This window comes from Vibrio sp. B181a (assembly GCF_030248375.1).
GTDB lineage: Bacteria > Pseudomonadota > Gammaproteobacteria > Enterobacterales > Vibrionaceae > Vibrio > Vibrio campbellii.
Genome location: NZ_JAHGAD010000038.1, coordinates 178,727 through 197,381, shown reverse-complemented (window position 1 = coordinate 197,381; position 18,655 = coordinate 178,727). Strand labels below are relative to the sequence as shown.

The 18,655-nt window shown below is 46.4% G+C and carries 16 protein-coding genes; 6 read left to right on the top strand and 10 right to left on the bottom strand.

The features are described from left to right. Positions 1–26: 26 nt before the first annotated feature. Together KIO97_RS17615 and KIO97_RS17610 are read right to left on the bottom strand one after the other, a co-directional pair. Positions 27–1,361, bottom strand: coding sequence for a DUF4397 domain-containing protein (locus KIO97_RS17615; RefSeq protein ID WP_285383559.1), 1,335 nt, complete (start codon positions 1,359–1,361; stop codon positions 27–29). Beyond that, positions 1,358–1,954 carry an LON peptidase substrate-binding domain-containing protein gene (locus KIO97_RS17610; protein WP_050904974.1) on the bottom strand — a complete coding sequence of 199 codons (597 nt, stop codon included), beginning with the start codon at positions 1,952–1,954 and terminating at the stop codon, positions 1,358–1,360. The genes KIO97_RS17615 and KIO97_RS17610 overlap by 4 nt, the downstream gene beginning before the upstream one ends. A gap of 323 nt (positions 1,955–2,277) precedes the next feature. Between KIO97_RS17610 and KIO97_RS17605 the strand changes: the two genes are divergently transcribed. The 4 genes from KIO97_RS17605 to csdA all read left to right on the top strand — a co-directional run bounded on the left by KIO97_RS17605 (position 2,278) and on the right by csdA (position 5,904). Beyond that, on the top strand, positions 2,278–3,099 hold the full coding sequence (locus KIO97_RS17605) for an outer membrane protein OmpK (RefSeq protein WP_012128732.1): 822 nt from the start codon (positions 2,278–2,280) through the stop codon (positions 3,097–3,099). 107 nt (positions 3,100–3,206) lie between these two features. Next, the gene (gene panE, locus KIO97_RS17600) at positions 3,207–4,097 is read left to right on the top strand and encodes a 2-dehydropantoate 2-reductase (protein WP_285383558.1); all 891 of its coding nucleotides are present in this window, start codon (positions 3,207–3,209) and stop codon (positions 4,095–4,097) included. After that, a complete protein-coding gene (locus tag KIO97_RS17595; RefSeq protein ID WP_038885195.1) occupies positions 4,094–4,693 on the top strand; it encodes a DJ-1 family glyoxalase III in 600 nt (199 codons plus the stop codon). The genes panE and KIO97_RS17595 overlap by 4 nt, the downstream gene beginning before the upstream one ends. Further along, positions 4,693–5,904, top strand: coding sequence for a cysteine desulfurase CsdA (gene csdA, locus KIO97_RS17590; RefSeq protein ID WP_285383590.1), 1,212 nt, complete (start codon positions 4,693–4,695; stop codon positions 5,902–5,904). The genes KIO97_RS17595 and csdA overlap by 1 nt, the downstream gene beginning before the upstream one ends. Positions 5,905–6,005: 101 nt before the next feature. Here the strand turns inward: csdA and csdE are convergent, their stop codons facing one another. The 4 genes from csdE to KIO97_RS17570 form a co-directional block, all read right to left on the bottom strand. Next, complete coding sequence (gene csdE, locus KIO97_RS17585; RefSeq protein WP_285383557.1) at positions 6,006–6,434, bottom strand: cysteine desulfurase sulfur acceptor subunit CsdE; 429 nt, start codon at positions 6,432–6,434, stop codon at positions 6,006–6,008. Between the two features lie 21 nt (positions 6,435–6,455). Continuing rightward, positions 6,456–7,265 (bottom strand): tRNA cyclic N6-threonylcarbamoyladenosine(37) synthase TcdA, encoded by an 810-nt coding sequence (gene tcdA, locus KIO97_RS17580; RefSeq protein WP_005427322.1) that lies wholly within the window; start codon positions 7,263–7,265, stop codon positions 6,456–6,458. A gap of 102 nt (positions 7,266–7,367) precedes the next feature. Beyond that, positions 7,368–8,480, bottom strand: coding sequence for a murein transglycosylase A (mltA, locus tag KIO97_RS17575; protein WP_010649948.1), 1,113 nt, complete (start codon positions 8,478–8,480; stop codon positions 7,368–7,370). Positions 8,481–8,745: 265 nt separating this feature from the next. Beyond that, complete coding sequence (locus tag KIO97_RS17570) at positions 8,746–9,201, bottom strand: DUF2850 domain-containing protein (RefSeq protein ID WP_005427286.1); 456 nt, start codon at positions 9,199–9,201, stop codon at positions 8,746–8,748. A 164-nt stretch (positions 9,202–9,365) separates the two neighbouring features. Between KIO97_RS17570 and argA the strand changes: the two genes are divergently transcribed. After that, on the top strand, positions 9,366–10,703 hold the full coding sequence (gene argA, locus KIO97_RS17565) for an amino-acid N-acetyltransferase (protein ID WP_038891899.1): 1,338 nt from the start codon (positions 9,366–9,368) through the stop codon (positions 10,701–10,703). Between the two features lie 253 nt (positions 10,704–10,956). Continuing rightward, a complete protein-coding gene (locus tag KIO97_RS17560) occupies positions 10,957–11,142 on the top strand; it encodes a hypothetical protein (RefSeq protein ID WP_005427310.1) in 186 nt (61 codons plus the stop codon). A 40-nt stretch (positions 11,143–11,182) separates the two neighbouring features. Here KIO97_RS17560 and KIO97_RS17555 read toward each other — a convergent pair whose 3' ends face one another. The 4 genes from KIO97_RS17555 to recB all read right to left on the bottom strand — a co-directional run bounded on the left by KIO97_RS17555 (position 11,183) and on the right by recB (position 18,518). After that, on the bottom strand, positions 11,183–11,554 hold the full coding sequence (locus KIO97_RS17555) for a hypothetical protein (protein WP_038891900.1): 372 nt from the start codon (positions 11,552–11,554) through the stop codon (positions 11,183–11,185). Then, positions 11,542–12,558 carry a LysM peptidoglycan-binding domain-containing protein gene (locus tag KIO97_RS17550; RefSeq protein WP_045421777.1) on the bottom strand — a complete coding sequence of 339 codons (1,017 nt, stop codon included), beginning with the start codon at positions 12,556–12,558 and terminating at the stop codon, positions 11,542–11,544. Before KIO97_RS17550 ends, KIO97_RS17555 begins: the two co-directional genes overlap by 13 nt. Positions 12,559–12,720: 162 nt before the next feature. After that, entirely contained in the window at positions 12,721–14,880 is a 2,160-nt protein-coding gene (gene recD / locus KIO97_RS17545; RefSeq protein ID WP_285383556.1) for an exodeoxyribonuclease V subunit alpha, read from the bottom strand. After that, complete coding sequence (gene recB, locus KIO97_RS17540; RefSeq protein WP_285383555.1) at positions 14,880–18,518, bottom strand: exodeoxyribonuclease V subunit beta; 3,639 nt, start codon at positions 18,516–18,518, stop codon at positions 14,880–14,882. Before recB ends, recD begins: the two co-directional genes overlap by 1 nt. Between the last annotated feature and the right edge of the window lie 137 nt (positions 18,519–18,655).

Sequence of the window (18,655 nt, the reverse complement as noted above, 5' to 3'; positions counted from 1 at the left end):
AGGAGTTTCCTCCTCCCATCCTAATGTTACTTGGTAATGTCACCAACAAGCAGACCAAAACCACCATTGTCATCAATTGCAATCGCCTGATATACCATGCCATTTTCTAGTGTAGGCAAAGGCGCAGGACCAATGACCGGAGTTTTATCACCTGGCGCTGTTACGGTTACAAAGTAATCGCCAGCAGTGACGTAAACATTTTGAGCACTATCTTTATACGCAAAGTTAGCTAATGCTGGATCACTTTGAGAAATATCTTGCGACGGTGTTAGATAAACATCCACACTTGCGGCTGCTGGATTTGCTGCTGCGTGAGTGACATTCAGTACCGCGCTTGTCGCAATCGATCTTCTGTTATCCGATACCACAAGAGGCTCTACCGCAAGTGGTACCGCAGTACCCACAGCGTAAACACTGTAAGACATGCCACTATCCAAAGTTACATCAGCATCGATAATAGGGTCAGTTAGCCCCGCATCAACTGTTGCATTGTAGGTACCTGCATCAACCGAAAGGTAATTAGAGATATCTTTAAACATCACGTCGTTAAGTACGACATTGCCATCCAGCGCGACGTCCACATTTGGTGCACCATCGACAAGATGCCCTACTCTCAACTCAGATTTGCTGCCTGTATTTAAAATAATAGACGACCCCATACCATCTAGCACTAGTAGCTTGACTGGTGAGCCCGAGTTCGTGCCGCCGGTTTTAATGGCAGCAATGGTCAAATCTGCGTTTGCAGGGAGCGGTATGGTACCGGAGTCAAAAGCAACGTTACCACCTGCAACAAGACGAACTTGGTAATCCCCAGCAGGAATATTCAACACGTCGGTCGATGCTTTGTATGCCAAGTTCGTTAATGGTGTTGAAGAAGCCAGGTCAGCGCCTGGTGCTGTCACATACAAATCTACAGCAGGAACACCAGATGCAGCGTGCACAACTTGAACATCCAAGCTGTCATCATTTGCCATTGATTCGGCGCTTCGGGTAACGATTAAAGGTTCAACAGGGTTTGGTGTACCAGAAGCATCGCCGACAACAAAGACGGTGTAATTGGTGTCAGAATCTAGGTCTAAAGATGTCTTGTCAACAACGGTCGCGACATCACCTCCAGGAAGCTGGACGTCCACTTGGACCGAGTTGGTTCCCTCTGGCAGCATCAAATAGCCTGAGCCGACACCATAATCAACGCCTGTTAAAGTGGCTTCGTCATTAATCCAGACATTAGCTAAGGGCGCATCTGCAGAAGCGTGCACCGCTTGTAAGTTGGTAAATTTAATTGAGTCACTGTCAGAACCACACGCAGCGATCCCAAACACAGCAAGCAAAGTTACTGCGGTTTTGGTTAATCCTTTCATAATCTAGTCTCTCTTTCCGATGGGACTTCTATCGCTTGGTTGAGAAATTCCAATGCGGGAAGGCAGTCTGTCGCCCCAACCAGCTTTTCAAACAAAACACTGTCGAGAGGTAAAAGCTCTAGCCACCGTTGGGTAACCCAAGACGCATCGTCATAAAAACGATGTTGATAAAGTTTTCCAAGCTGAGGGAACTGCTCGTACACGTGTGCAAGCTGCTCGCTTAGGTAAAGAAAGTTTGGAGGGGTCATTGGTTCACACCAATTTTCTATCCAATCCACCTCAGCATGACGGAGACCATCAGAATCGGCCCTTACTCGTCTGACAGTGAAGCGCTTCTCACCGACAACGGTTATGCCAAGAAGTCCATCACTCAGTCTTTCAAAATCAACGATAGTGACCAAAGTACCGATAGACGACACATTCCCTACTGCTTTTGGATCGTCCCCACTGCCAACAAGACAAACCCCGAAACCGACGTTTCGGACACTGCACTCCTTGACCATGCGCTGATAGCGTGGCTCAAAAATGCGCAGATTCATCTTTCCTTCTGGCAATACAACTGAGGTTAAAGGGAATAACATGACTTCATTCATTAAATCGTCCTCTTTGATTCCCAAACTCATACGAACGCTGTATTAGAGAGATCACTAACGATTTATGTTGGTTAATCGACTGGCTTAAAAAGTCATAAAAACGATTACGCAAACGATCTAAGTCACATATTTATTGCAAACCAATGCAACAATCAAAAAGTTCCGTGAAATAAACCCATTTCGTGACGAGCTTCACTAAAAACCTTCATTTTTGCATCCTTTATCACTTTCATTTGAGATTTTTATCGCTATTATTCCCGCCAATTGGAAAGCGCAGCACAGATTGCGTGTTCTGAATCATTACAAACATAGAGAGTCCCCTTATGCGTAAATCACTTTTAGCTCTTAGCCTTCTAGCGGCTACTTCAGCTCCAGTTATGGCTGCTGACTACTCAGACGGCGATATCCACAAGAACGATTACAAGTGGATGCAGTTCAACCTAATGGGTGCATTCGATGAGAAAGGTGCAGGTCCAGAATCTAGCCACGATTACCTAGAGATGGAATTCGGCGGTCGCTCTGGTATCTTCGACCTATACGGTTACGTTGACGTATTCAACCTAGCTTCTGACCCAGGCAGCGACAAAGCTGGCGCAGAAAAAATCTTCATGAAGTTCGCTCCACGTATGTCTCTGGACGCACTAACTGGTAAAGACCTATCTTTCGGTCCAGTTCAAGAGCTATACGTTGCAACTCTTATGGAATGGGGTGGTAACTCTGGCGTAAACAACCAAAAAATCGGTCTAGGTTCTGACGTAATGGTTCCTTGGTTGGGTAAAGTAGGCCTAAACCTATACGGTTCATACTACGGCAACAACAAAGATTGGAACGGTTTCCAAATCTCTACTAACTGGTTCAAACCATTCTACTTCTTCGAGAACGGTTCATTCATTTCTTACCAAGGTTACATCGATTACCAATTTGGTATGGAAGACAAAGAAGGCAACAAGTTCAACACTAACACGTCAAACGGCGGTGCTATGTTCAACGGTATCTACTGGCACTCTGATCGTTTCGCAGTTGGTTACGGCCTGAAACTATACAAAGACGTATACGGCTTTGAAGATGGTAAAGCACTACCATGGACTCAAACTGTTGACTCTTCAGGCGTAGCACACTACGTTGCTGTAACTTACAAGTTCTAATAGAACCGATAAGTTCCCCAAAAATGGCGCCTCTTGGCGCCATTTTTATTTGCTTTCCTTTTTTCCCTCATTATCCTTGCAGCAAACCTTTTTAATGAGAGCGTTTGGTGAATATTCTCATCTTAGGTCCAGGAGCCGTTGGCTCACTTTGGGCGACTAAATTCAAACTTGCTGGACACAATGTTTCCTTGTGGGGAAGAAGCTCAAACAGCGAGCAGTCGCTCCAACTTGATGACCATCCAGCAATCAATTTTTCTAATCAGCACATCCCTTCTGTTCAAAGTGCAGATCTGATTGTTGTGACAGTAAAAGCATGGCAAGTGGAAACCGCGATTAAGCCTCTTCTTCCTTATATCAACACTGACACCATCATAATGCTGATGCACAACGGAATGGGAACCGCACAACTCATCGAAACCAAACTTGCTGATAACCCATTAATCGTTGCCACAACAACACACGGTGCTTACAAAGCGAGTAAAGAGCAGGTTCTGCATACTGGCCAGGGAAATACTCAACTGGGTGGTTTTAATACTAAAGGTGCTCAATGTGACTTCTTAGCGGAGGTGATGAATCACGCTTTGCCAGAGGTCAATTGGAACCCAAATATCAACGCTGCCCTGTGGACCAAGCTTGCGATCAACTGTGCTATCAACCCCCTGACGGCCATTCATCAGTGTAAAAATGGTGAGCTTGCCGCTCCGGAATTTACCACCGAGTTGGCGAACATCACTCGCGAGTTGGTAGAGATAATGAATAAAGAAGGGATAAAGGTCGATTTTGATTCTCTTCACACCACTGTTATGCAAGTGGTGAACGCAACAGCAGCCAACTACTCTTCAATGAGACAAGATGTTTATCACCAGCGTCGCACCGAAATTGATTTTATTACCGGCTATTTGCTGAAAGCTGCTGAAAAGCATCACATTAGTACGCCAGAGAACGCCAAACTCTATCAACGCATCAAACAGATTGAACAAAGCTGGACAGAACAATGAATAAAAAGATCTTAGTACCTATCGCGCCGGGCACAGAAGAAATGGAAGCCGTAACCGTTATCGACTTGATGGTTCGAGCTGGCTATGACGTAACCGTCGCAAGCGCAGATTTCGATGGTGCACTGACTATGAAAGCGTCTCGAGGCGTGACACTTACCGCGGATTGCAAGCTGGTCGATATTGCCGATGACGAGTTTGATGCGATTGTTCTGTCTGGTGGCGTAGGTGGTGCAGAAACCTTCCGTGATAGCACCATCATGATTGAGATCCTGAAACAGCACATGTACGAAGGTAAGCTGGTTGCGGCAATTTGTGCTGCACCTGCTTTGGTTTTGCAACATCACAACCTTTACCCAGAAGCCTTGATGACATGCCATCCAAGCTTCCAATCTCATATTCCGGAAGACAAATGGCGAGCTAAACGTGTCACCATGGATGTGAATCACAACCTACTGACAAGTCAGGGACCAGGAACCGCACTTGAGTTCGCGATGGAAATCATTATCAAACTTTCTGGTAAAGAGCATGGATGGATGGTTGCAGAGCCACTAGTTACCATCCCAACACTGCATTATCACGAGCTCGGTGACGAATGATGTTTGACGTAAACGCTGTACGCGAACAGTTCCCAGCCCTAAATCAAGACGTAAACCAATCGCCTTTGGTTTACCTTGATAGCGCAGCAACAACGCAAAAGCCACAGTGCGTGATCGATGTGATTAGCCGTTACTACAGTGCACAAAATGCTAATGTGCACCGTGGCAGTCACAGCTTAACAGCCAACGCGACCAGTCAATTTGAAGCGGCTCGTGACACCGTTGCGAAGTTCATTGGGGCGAGCAGTTCAAAAGAAATCATTTGGACTCGAGGCGCAACCGAAGCACTAAACCTAATCGCGCAAACTTATGCTCGAAGCTCACTCCAAGCGGGTGATGAAATCCTGATCAGTGAAATGGAACATCACGCCAACATCGTGCCTTGGCAAATTGTCGCAGAGCAAACGGGCGCGAAAGTCATTAAGGTTCCGATGACCTCCGATTGCCAGTTCGATATCGATGCGTTTGAAGCACTGTTATCGGAGCGCTGTAAAATCGTAGCGTGTGCACAAATCACCAATGTGACGGGCTCTCGTCAGCCTATTGAGAAAATCATCTCCATGGCACATTCGGTAGGCGCGGCTGTTGTTGTTGATGGTGCACAAGGTATTGTTCATGAACCGTTGAACTTGGCAGAGCTCGATGTTGATTTCTATGTTTTCTCTGGTCACAAATTGTATGCACCTGCTGGAATTGGCGTACTGTATGGCAAGCTTGAACTTTTAGAAGCGATGCCACCATGGCACGGCGGCGGCAAAATGGTCGAAAGAGTTTCGTTCGAGAAAACCACCTTCTCTGCCTTGCCGGGTAAGTTTGAAGCGGGTACACCGAACGTCGCAGGCGCAATTGCTTTAGCAAAAGCTATCGATTGGTACCAAGGCTTTAACCAAACCGAAGTAGAGGCACATCTGCATTCTCTGCAAGACAAAGCTTACCAAGCACTAAACCAGTTGGACGACATTCAAATCCTCGGTTATCAACCGAATGCTTCAGTGCTTACTTTTGTGATGGATGGTGTTCACCATCAAGATATTGCCACCCTGCTTGATCAACAAGGCATCGCTGTTCGTGCTGGTCATCACTGTGCTCACCCTCTGATGGATGCGCTCAACGTCAAAGGCACGGTGCGCGTTTCTTTTGGTATCTACAATACGTTAGAAGATGTTGAGAAGCTGATTGCAGCAGTAGAGAAAGCGGTCGATATGCTTTAACAATAAAAATTCCACTGTAGATTTATAGAAAAAGAGTTGAAACCATTTGGCTTCAACCCTTTTCTTTGTTTTGTTCTTTATGCGGTGTTAACTAATCGCAATTACTGAGCCTGTGTTTTGATCTGCTCAACAATCGCTTTCAAACCGTTGCCACGCGATGGGCTTAGATGAGCGATTAAACCCAGCTTTTCAAAGTAAGCATCAATATCAAACGCTTGAATTTGCTCTGCTGTTTTGCCGTCGTAAGCTGCCATTACCAAGGCAATCAGGCCACGAACGATACGTGCGTCAGAATCAGCACATAAGTGCCATACACCGTCTTGCTCTTTGCTCACCAACCACACTAGGCTCTCACAACCAGATACAGTGACTTGCTCTGATTTAAGCTCTTCAGGCATTTGAGGCAGCTTTTTACCCCATTGAATCACCTGACGGTAACGGTCTTCCCAACCTTTAAATTGCTGCATGGTTGCGGCGATGTCTTCACTGGTGATGTCGGTGCCAAACGGCGAAACAGGAAAATCCGTCATTGGTGCGCTCTCTTCTTTGAATTACTTCTTATGCTTTTGGATCAGCTTTTCAACGATGCGTGATACCGCAACAAAACCGAACGTTGCGGTTACGACCGTCGCGGCGCCAAAACCACTCGCACAGTCCATACGTTTTGGACCTTCTGCTGTCGATTTCACGCCACATACTGAACCATCGGCTTGTGGGTACTTCAATTGCTCCGTAGAGAAAACACAATCGATACCAAACTTACGCGCTGGATTTTTCGGGAAATTATGATGACGACGCAATGTATCTTTGATCTTCTTCGCCAGTGGATCTTGGATAGTCTTGGTCAGATCCGCCACCATGATTTGGGTTGGATCGATTTGACCACCAGCACCGCCGGTTGTGATCACTTTAATCTTGTTACTACGGCAGTAAGCCAGTAGAGACGCTTTTGCTTTTACGCTATCGATCGCATCCAACACGTAATCGAACTCTTTGCTCAAGTACTCGTGCTGGTTATCTGGCGTGATGAAATCGTCAATCAGATTCACCTTACACTCTGGGTTAATCAGCTTAACGCGCTCTGCCATCACTTCAATTTTGCTTTGACCAACCGTGCCAGTCATCGCGTGGATTTGACGGTTAATGTTAGTCACACACACGTCATCCATATCAATCAGCGTCAGCTCACCAATACCAGTACGTGCCAGCGCTTCTACCGCCCAAGAACCTACGCCACCAATACCAATCACACACACGTGTGCAGCACGAAGAATTTCTACTTCGCTGTTGCCGTAGAGACGACGAGTGCCACCAAAACGTTGGTTGTAGCTGTCAGATGCCGGAGTATCGAGTTCACGCATATTGAAGTTCCAGATGATCGATAGAAAAACAAAGAGTGCGATTTATACGCACTCTTTGAGGAAATGTCTAGATGATGAGAGGCGATTCCTCTCGCTAGGCGCTTATTGTAACTTCTCTGGCGGCAAAGCCCAAGGTGCTTGCGTTGGCGTGTTTTCCAAGCCCAACTTCCATACTCGACCAAAGTGCTTGTAGTGACCGGCTTCTGTACCCGCACGTGGTCCCATACCGTGGTATAGATCGAGATGATTTTGTTTCACCGCACCGCCAGTGTCTAACACTATAAGAAGACGAAGTTGGTGTGCCCCGCTCCATGTACCGTCTTTATTAAGTAGCGGCACTTCCGCCAAAATTGGCGTACCCATAGGTAGAATCGAACGATCGCCTGCTACCGATGCCATTGGCAGTAAAGGAATGCCCGCAGAGCCCGTTACTGGCGCGTCCGCTTGTGGCGCAAAGAAGACATAAGAAGGGTTCTGCTCTAACAACTCGCGAACCGTTGCTTCATCATTCTTCATTACCCAATCTTTGATAGCTTTAAGTGACATCTCTTCACGTGGCACTTCACCACGCTCAATTAGAATTCGGCCAATACTCACGTACGCTTTGTTGTTCTTGCCTGCGTAAGCGAAGTATTCCAGCGTATCGTCATCTTCAAAATGAACAAAGCCGCTGCCCTGCACTTCCATCATAAACGGGTCAATCATATTGGGTGCATAGCCAAGCTCTAGACCTTGCCCCTCTAGCGCCCCATTATAGATCTCGGCACGTGTCGGACAGTTTGAGCTGCAAACCGGCTTGCCATACACCGGGTATTTAAACGTTTCGTTTGGTTCGTGACGCAATTCCATCACTGGTGAGAAGTAACCCGTGAACAACACGTTACCCTTCTTGTCACCGCCACCCAGCTGCGCGGCTTGAATGCCGTAAGCACTGAGCGCAGTCGTATCACCACTCTGCAATGCCCATTCACTCAACTTCTCGTAAAGTGGCTGGTACATTTTTGCCATTGAAGGCGACTTAATCACAACCTGTTCTGCTTGTTTGTTGAACTCAGTAAAATCTTGTGGCTTGTTCGATTCAACAACATCGGCTTTATTCAAAATATGCGAAAACTCGCCATCGTAATCTTGCTTAGCAAGTAGGTTTTGTTCTGGCTCAGCCGCACAACCAAATAGCAGACTTAAAGAGACAATAGGAAGGAGTTTTTTAAACACGTGTTTTTTCCGTAAAAGAAGATAGCAAAAGGATGGCAAACAAATGCAAACGACGCAATTGAAAAGCTGCGACAAAGTGTATCAGCGTTAAGGCAAAGACTTGGTTTGCTGCCAATTTATCCATTTAAACTGGGTTGAGGATAATAACAGCAATGGAATCAAACGATTGTCCGGAAAATGTTTGTGAAAAGTCGCAAGAACATAAAGATGTGACAAAACGCGATTCCCTGCCACACGCAACGAATCACGCTTTGAGAAACGGGGGTTAGCGAACCGCTAAATTAGAATGACCTTCCAAACGAAACACGGGAAGGTAATGAGCATTTGAGTCCAGTTTTATCTCAGCGTAGTGCTGGTCTGTAAACTCAAATGTGCGTACCGTAGAGCCCACTTTATATGACAAAGTATCACCATCAAACTCAAAGTCCGTCGCAACAGTTGATCCGCGTACCGTTACTCCTCTTTCACTCAGAACAAACTCTTCTCGAGCATAGGGAGCTACATCTTGCTCGACCCATTTTCCATAGATGGTCGATTTAGGGATCGGAGGATTTACATAGCGCGTAATCAAATCACCGTACATCATCAAAACGGCGAAAGTACCGATGAGCGCCGTCAGCATAAGTGAACGTTCGACCCACTTTCGAAATGTCGATTTGGTTGAGGAATTTTGCTCGGTTTGAGCAGCGATCGCAGCATTCTTATTTACAACTGAAGACATGAGGCTCACGTGTTTGAACTAGACCCATGCATTGTACCCCCATCGACCAAACACAACCAAGCACCACGCTCACGATGTTTGTGCTTTATTCCAAAAAATTGGCTTGCCAACAATTGAATAAAAAGACAATATTAAAGCATAAATAAACACAAGGAATGGCTGTAGTGAAAATTCGTAGTACTGCTCTGGTTAAAGGATTCCGTCAATCCACACCCTATGTGAATGCACACCGTGGAAAAACCATGGTATTGATGCTTGGAGGCGAAGCGGTTGCTGATAAAAACTTTGGCAACATTATCAACGACATTGCTTTAATGCATAGCTTGGGCATTAAAGTGGTTGTGGTGTATGGAGCTAGACCTCAGATCAATCAACTACTGGAGAAACAGGACCTTACCACGCCATACCACAAAAACGTTCGTATCACAGATGAAGCAGCCCTTTCAGTAGTTATGCAAGCCGCAGGGCAGCTTCAACTGGCCATTACTGCACGCTTATCTATGAGTCTAAATAATACGCCAATGGCAGGTACCCAACTGAACGTCGTGAGCGGCAACTTTGTCATTGCTCAACCGCTCGGTGTTGATGATGGCGTCGACTATTGTCACAGCGGCCGCATTCGTCGAATCGATACTGATGCTATCCATCGCACACTCGATCAAGGTTCCATTGTGTTACTTGGTCCAATTGCCAGCTCAGTCACAGGCGAATGCTTCAATCTGCTTTCAGAAGAAGTGGCCACCCAGTTGGCGATAAAGCTTGGAGCCGACAAACTGATTGGCTTCTGCTCAGAGCAAGGGGTGATTGACGATAACGGTAACGCCGTCGCTGAACTGTTCCCTATCGAAGCAGAGCATGTCATTAAGAAGCTTACTGAGAACACCGCACCAGACACCGACTATAACTCCGGTACATTACGTTTTCTTAAAGGCTCTATTGCAGCTTGCCGTGCAGGAGTGCCACGAAGCCACCTTATCAGCTACAAAGTGGATGGCGCACTCATCCAAGAATTGTTCTCTTTCGATGGTATCGGTACACAAGTAGTGATGGCCAGTGCCGAACAGGTACGTGAAGCGGACATCGACGATATTGGCGGTATTTTAGATCTAATTCGCCCATTAGAAGAGCAGGGCGTACTAGTAAGGCGTTCTCGCGAGCAACTTGAGCAAGAAATTAATAAATTCACCATCATCGAGAAAGATGGTCTGATCATCGGATGCGCGGCTTTGTACCCATATATTGAGGAGCAAAAAGCGGAGATGGCTTGCGTGGCGATCCACCCAGACTATCGCGACGGTAATCGTGGATTATTGCTACTCAATTACATGAAGCACCGCTCTAAGTCAGACAGTATCAATCAGATTTTTGTCCTGACAACACACAGTCTGCATTGGTTTAGAGAACAAGGTTTCTATGAGGTGAGCGTCGATTATCTACCAGGGGCAAAGCAAGGGCTGTACAACTTCCAGCGTAAGTCGAAAATCCTCGCGTTAGACCTATGAGGAAGAACGAAACTCAGTACGTTCTACGACTAAATAATTATGCAAAGCTTTACATTGATATTGGTCGCAATTTAACCTTTTCAATATACATACTGTTGGTTATACTCTGCGCAACAAACGGTCGCATTTCAAACAATCGACAAATGGATCTAGGTGAATAAGTATCACCCTAAAGTGCGGAGCAAGCTTAGCTGCTCTGCATGACGCATCAAGGACAGTTGTTACTCTTACAATGAATAAGATGAGCACTGTTATGAAAACCATTATTTGTAACTCACTTCAAAGCTTCTGGGATATGGCGGATAACCATTTTCTGGAAGGGCTAGACGTCCACTGCGTATTTCCCGTCAATGACGCCATTAAAGATTTTATCTTGGCTTACCAACAGCAGTACAAAATTCGCAGCGTGTCATTTACCAATGCGTTTACACAAAATTAAAAAAGACCGAGCATCGCGCTCGGTCTTTTTGTAAGTATGCTCAGTGAAAGGCCATAATTAATAACGTCGAGAATATAACAAATAGAATGATTAGCAGTATCAACCAATAAACCACGCTAACCTTAATCAGCCATTGAGGACATATGCTGCGTACATCGCTCAGTCCTCTTTTTCGGCCAAGTCGAGGAAACGCGATGGCAGCCAACAATGCAAGGCCATGTATCAAGGCTCCAAAATGGAAGCCAGAAACCAAAGCCAGCTCTACCGCTGTATAGTGCTTACCTGTGTAAGCGTATTTTTTAACCTGATCTGGTGTAACGTATATCAAAAATATGCCTACAACTAGATACCAAAAGACTAGCAAACCACCTGCGATAAAAAATGCAATAAAAGATAACTCTAATAACTGCATACTTCTCCAACCCTAGTTTTCTTGACCAAGTCGACATCGCTATATAGTTCTTTATATACATTAGCGACAACTTTGCCGGAAGCGTAACTCGCAATACCAGATGTAACACCTAACGCAAGGGCACCAATCCAACCAACCGGAGTCGCCAGTACGACTAGCGATATAACAGCACCTCCAGCTAGACCAACCACAGTGCTTACCGCGGTATCTACTAATATTTCATTTTTCTCCACATCAGTTTTCGCACGCGCTATTTGGTTACAAGCCAACCCAAGATTCACAGCAGTAAGAACTGTTCCACCTTTAGCAGCCGCTTTTGACAACTTAGCAAGTTTGTCTGTATTTTTCTTTATAACAGATGTCGCAGGAACTCCACCCTTCCTTGAGATCCTCATTGATTCACGTGCTTTCTGGCCGTTAAAGAATAGCTTTTCTGTGGGGCCTAGATTTTTAGCAACCGTCTCCAATAGCTTTCTTCTGCGATAATCATACTGCCCTTTTGTTAATCTACTGGCTTTGTAGTCTTGATAAAGCCCATCGAGCTTTTTGAGTTCTGATATGTTCCCTTTGGACTCACTTCCTAATAAAAAACCCATTGAAGCAAAACTAGCACCTATTCCAGTGCTTGCAGGTCCCCAGTTATCATCTAGCCAAGAGAGCGCCCAAAATGCTTCTCGCTCAGGTATAGACAACGCCTTAACTGTAGAGTCGAACTGTTTTTGGTCTGCTTCAGAGATAGTTTGGACATTTGTACTAGCTGGTCGACTTTCAACACCAGTCGGAGTGTTTAACTTTCTAAGAATAAGCGATTGCCCAATCTTAATCTTATCGGGATCATTTATTTGTGGGTTATCTAAGATAATTTGCTGAAGTGCAGCTTTGTATCCACCGCTTCCAAATCTAATCTGGTAAAACTTGAAGATGATCTTTGATAAGGTATCGCCTGGTTTTACGCTATAGACCGAAGTGTATCGATTAACGCTATTGAAGTGAGTTGTATTCATGGAAAGCCTCATAATGCACTAAAGTGCATAAGATGATATCGCCAAGAATTCCAACACTTCAATTTTGAATAAGACTTGCAGACATAAAAATGGCGGGATTACGACCCGCCACATAAAAACATATTTAGTTCATGAAAACTTCTCATTTTTGAATGAGTAAACTCAATTTCTAAGTCGCTCAACCAAACCACTCGCTCGAGTAGTTTTCACCTTAATACCGCGCTTGAGAACATTCATCTCAGCGTACATCGCAAGGCGTTTCTTCGCGCGAGTAATGCCAGTGTAGATCAGCTCGCGAGTGAGGATTGGACTGAAATCTGGCGGCAAAATCATCAGCGTGTATTCAAACTCACTGCCCTGTGATTTATGAATGGTCATCGCATATGCGGTTTCGTGCTCAGGGACTCGGCTTGGCAGTACCGACTTCACGCTGCCATCCGGTAGTTCAAAGAACACTTTGAGACGCGATTCGCCTTCGCTGTCGTCTCGCATACAAATGCCAATATCACCGTTATATAACCCCAAGCCATGATCGTTACGAGTGACCATTACAGGTCTACCGTGATACCAAAGCTCTTCTTGGGTTTGAATCAACTTACGTGCAGCTAGTGCTTTTTCAATGCGTTGGTTTAAACCTGTCACACCAAAATCACCTTCTCGGATGGCACACAATAATCGACATTGATTAAAGGTATCCAACACGGCTTTGGCTTTATGGGTCAGTGTTTCTGGTTCCCCAGTCTTCTGGTCAATCTCTTGCTGTCCGATGCGTTTTAAATAACGACCATATTCGGCAACCAAAGTCTGCATCATCTGATTGTAATTTTGACTACTCAGTGCGAAATGCTCGATATCAGCAAAATCACGACTCCAAACGTCGTCTACTTTTGCAGCTGAGCCAGCGTTGACCGCTTTCGCTAGCTGACCGATACCAGAGCGGGCATCGAATCTGTAACTCTTTTGCAGCATACATAAGCTATCGGCAATCGAAGCATTACTGTTGGTGCTGTAAGCCAAGGTGTCAAAACCCGTTAACTTCGCGACCGCAGACGCCTGCTCTTTGCCAAAGCCAAATGCGTGGAACGAACAGATATCACCGAGCACCGCACCCGCTTCTACCGATGCCAACTGGTCTTTATCTCCCAGAAGAATCAAACGTGCATGCTTTGGCAGCGCATCGACAACTTTGTACATCATCGGCAAATCGACCATGGAGGCTTCATCCACCACTAAAATATCGAGATGTAGCGGATTTTGCTTGTTGTGACGAAACTCTGCACTATTCGGGATCGCGCCCAGTAGTCGATGCAAAGTGCTCGATTCGGTTGGAATTTTCGCTTTAAGCTCAGGCTCCACTGGCAACTCTTGAATCGCTTTACCAATAGACTCCGTCAATCGCGCTGCCGCTTTACCTGTTGGCGCCACCAGCTTGATGGTGAGGTTTTTCTCTTGTCCTGCTTGCTCAATCAATGCGGCAAGCAGTTTGGTTACCGTAGTGGTTTTACCCGTACCCGGACCACCTGAAATCACCGCAAAACGACGCGTCAGTGCCACCGCAGCAGCGACCTTCTGCCAGTTAACACAAGCCGATAATGGCACAAGCTTGTCCAGCACTTGTAGATCGTGAACTTGTTTAACTTGGCAGATCGCCCCGTCAATGGCTACCCAATCGAGACTGTCTACGGTAGCCACATCCAAATGGTCACAGACTAGCTGCTGGCGTAACACTTGATTGCTGGTTCCTGCCTCTGCCGCTTTGGCAAGTGCATTGAACAGAAAGTGGTACTGACGAGCGAATAAATGATGCAGCAACTCAGACAAACGTGTGAACTCTTGAGGCTGTAGGTTTACAGCCGCACTGAGTTGATTGAGCTTGTCCGCCAACGTCACTTCATAGTGCCAGTAACGATGCAAGTAGAGACGTTCGCCATCAAACATCATTGGCAAAGCTTCACCTTGAGTACCAACCAAAGGCGATACTTGCAGAAGCTCCACCCAATTGACGCCCTGCAGTTGAGTATTAAGCGCTAACGCAGACTCCCCAAATAGACCGAGCTTACTGGCAAGGTCTGTTGGCTGCCCTTGGCTGTCAAACAGAGGCAAGCAGATGTGCCCTTTGCCTAATTCACTGCTGACCACACCAGCAATAAATGCCAGTTCTTGGCTGTTCGCTTGTTGCTCAACTTGCGAATAGATAAAGCGCGCGAACTGGAAATCCAATTGGCGAATCGCCCCTTTTTTTGCCAACGATTCTAAAGTTGCCAATAGATCTCGTGTTGCTACAGGGCTGCTTTGCTCAGAAAGAAGATCATTGGTTTTCATCAAATTAACTCCATCTGACCCGATTCGCTGGATCGCGTGTCAGGTGCTTGACCATCAATCAAATGATCCATTTCTTGTAAAAATTCAAAGGTTGGCTTGGCAGAAAAAATACCATGATCACTTTGCCCATCCATACCACGCAAGAACAGGTAATAAACACCGCCAAAGTGCTGTTCATAATCATAATTTGGCAATCTGCTGCGTAAGAAACGATGCAGCGCCAAAGCATAGATTTGGTATTGCAGATCGTAACGATGAGCCGCCATCGCCGACTTCAACGCATCGCCATGATAGTGGAGCACATCATCGCCTAAGTGGTTCGATTTCCAGTCGAGAACGTAGTATTTACCTTGGTGCTCAAACACCAAGTCAATAAAGCCTTTCAACATGCCTTGCACAGTTTGGAAACCCAGATCGCCCGCTTTGGCAGACAACGGATCATGACGTTGAATCACGCGGTTCAATGCTGGTGCAGATAGCACTTCAATCGGTAATAAGAATTCCATCTCAACCAAACGTTGCGTCGGACCTTTCTGATTGAGTAGCAGTGCTTTGCTATCCAAAGGCGTTGCCAGCACGGTATCAATCAACTGTTGCAGGATTGGCAGCCACTCTTCATCAAGCTGTTCACTTTCCATCAAGCCGAGGATGATTTGGGTGTTCTCTTCTGTCGTCGCGGGCTGAGTAAACTCAATTTCCTCAAATAAGCTGTGCAGAAAAGTACCCGGACGTGCGCCACGCGGGAAGTTGAAGATAGAGCGTTCTGGCTCAACCAATTCCGCCTCATCTTGCTCTTCTGAAGAATCGATATCAAAGCCGGTAATTTCAATCGTCGCGTCATGCTCGGCATGATGAGAACCTTGTTTAACCAAGCCCGAGTAACTGGTGATTCGCCAGTTTCTATCAATCGGGTTTTGCAGCTCTTTAGCTGTCAGTGCATCCAACTCTGTTTGCTCCGCAACATACATCTCGTCGTGCTGCTTTGGGGGATCACAAATCACGACATTCTCGAGATTCTCTTGCTGCTTCTTCAACCCAACAAACAAATCGTTAATGCCGCCCTCTTGACCATTTTGCACCAAATAACCAATCGCACTGTGATGCACGCCAGTTGGCTCTTTGGTTGAGCGGCCATTGCGTAGTGGTGAAGCACCAATAAAGCAGGCATACACGGCACGCGTTAGCGCTACATAGATAAGGCGCAAGTCTTCAGCAAGGCGCTCTTTATCTGCCTGTTTTAACGACGCATCGTTACCCGTGATATCAAGCACGGTGCGATCGTTCTCAGCGTCGTAGTATTTGGCTTCACTTGCTTCTCGGTAACCAAACACAAATGGCAAGAAGACTAAGTCATATTCCAGACCTTTGGATTTGTGAATGGTGACGATTTGCACCAAGTTACGCTCTGATTCCAGACGTTGAATTTGGTCATCACTGCCACCCAACCCGTGCTCTGCATCGCTGATAGATTGTGCTAACCAACGCAGCAAGCCGTGATCGCTGTCTAATTCGTTACTCGCTTGCTGCAATAGCTCACCAATGTGCATCAAATCGGTAAGTACTCGCTCACCGTTTTCGCTTTGTGAGCTCGCCCCTTCTTCTAGCAGACGCTCAGCAATATGGCGCTTGCTGATCACTGCACGCAGCATAGGTAGCACGCCACGTTGCACCCAAAGTTTGCGGTATTCTTTGAACTCATTAACCGCATTTTCCCACACGGTTTCGTCGTTGTTGAGGGCGTCTAAGCTGGCTGCATCTAGAGCAAATAATTCTGATGCTAGGCTGGCACGCAATGCTCTGTCATTTTCTGGCGTTAACACCGCTTGCAGCAAACGCTGTAAGTCTTGTGCGACAGAACTGGTAAACACGCTATCGCGGTTAGAAAGGTACACGCTGGCAATGCCTTGGTCGGCTAACGCCTGTTTGACCATGCGACCTTCGCTACCCGTTCGCACCAACACAGCAATGTCACCCGCTTTGACTGGTTTTTGCTTTTCGCCATTGACCAAACACGCTTGGCCTTGTTGCGCTGCGGTCAAAATGGTTTGAATTTGGCTCGCTGTCGCCTCTGCCATGGCGGTGAGATATTCGCCTTTTGGCAGAGGTTTATCTTCCGCTTCTTGCAGCCAATAAGTCAGTGCAGGTTGCTTTTGACCACCCATGGTCCAAACGCGTTTGTCGGCACTTGGGCTGTAATCCACAGGGTGGAATGGAATGTCGGAGTCATAAATAAACGGGCTATCTGGCAGAGCAAAAATCTGATTCACTGCCAATACCATATCGGCACTTGAGCGCCAGTTGGTGCCAAGCGTGTAGTGAGCACTAACTTGGTTACGCGCCTTGATGTAGGTGAAGATGTCCGCCCCACGGAAACCGTAAATCGCCTGTTTCGGATCACCGATCATAAACAAACCGCACTCAGGATTATCCAAATAAATGCGGCTAAAAATACTGTATTGCAGTGGGTCGGTATCTTGGAATTCATCGATCATCGCTACCGGATAAAGCGTGCGAATACGCTCTGTCAGTAATGCGGTTTCATCGGTATCAATCGAGGCAGAAAGCTGAGTCAGCAAGTCATCGAATGACAACCATTGTTTCTGATTTTTTGCTTTTGCCAGCATCACGCGACAATGCTCAATCGCATGAGCTAACAATGGCGCTTTTAAGCTGATTGGGTTGGCAAGGAAGGCTTCTATCGCCTCAAACACAGGATGCTGTGGCGCAGTGCCTTTCGGGGTTTTCTCAAATAACACATTCTGCGCGAACTTCTCCAGCTTATCTGGATAGTCATAACCAGTGGTTTCTGTCGAAGCCCATACGTTGACCGCTTCTAACCACGTCGGCAAAGACTTTTTGGTGTAGCTGCGTTTGTTGACATCGGAATCAGAAATCAACGCGAGGAAATCATCTTGGTTATCACGCCACTGGGCTTTCAAAGCATCAATTTGCTTTAAGTTTTGCTCATGCAAATCGGCAAGGCTACCTTGCATTGCAGGAACAGAGAGACTTAGCGGCGCGCCCGTGAGGTAGTTGCTGATGTCATACAAAAGATCCGATGGCGAGCCCCATAATTGACGTACTTCTCCAGCCAAAGCGAATGGCAGAGGGTAGAAGTTACGACGCCAGTAATCGGCAACCACTTGCGCTTTTAGATGGCTTTCGTCTGTCACAAACTCATTATTGAAACGACTACCAGATTCGAAAGCGTTTTGCGTCAGCATGCGTTGGCAGAAACCATGAATGGTGTACACCGCGGCTTCATCCATTTGGCGCTCTGCTTGCAAAAGGATCTCGGCGGCTTGCTTATGATCCTCGATTTCTTCCAACAAAGGTTGAATCACAGGATCTGAGCTTTGTCCGCGAGCGAATGCGATCCTCGCGTCGTGAATACGCGCACGAATACGATCACGCAGCTCCGCTGTTGCAGCTTCGGTAAAAGTCACTACCAGAATTTGATCCACAGTCAAAGGTACGCGGTGCTTCGTATCTGTCGTGCCATGCCCTAGTAGGAGTCGCAGATACAAACCCGCGATGGTAAAGGTTTTACCTGTACCTGCCGATGCTTCAATTAACCTTGCACCATGCAGTGGAAAAGTCATGGTTTGCAGTGGAGTTGGAACTGACATTTGCGCCATAACGCTGAATCTCTCCGGATTATCGACTGACCGAACTGTGATCTGTCGTTAAAAATTCTATTTATATGTCTAACAAGTTGGAATATTTAGAGGTTAGTGGGATCTCACTCACGGTTATCCTGATCTTCAACCGCTAG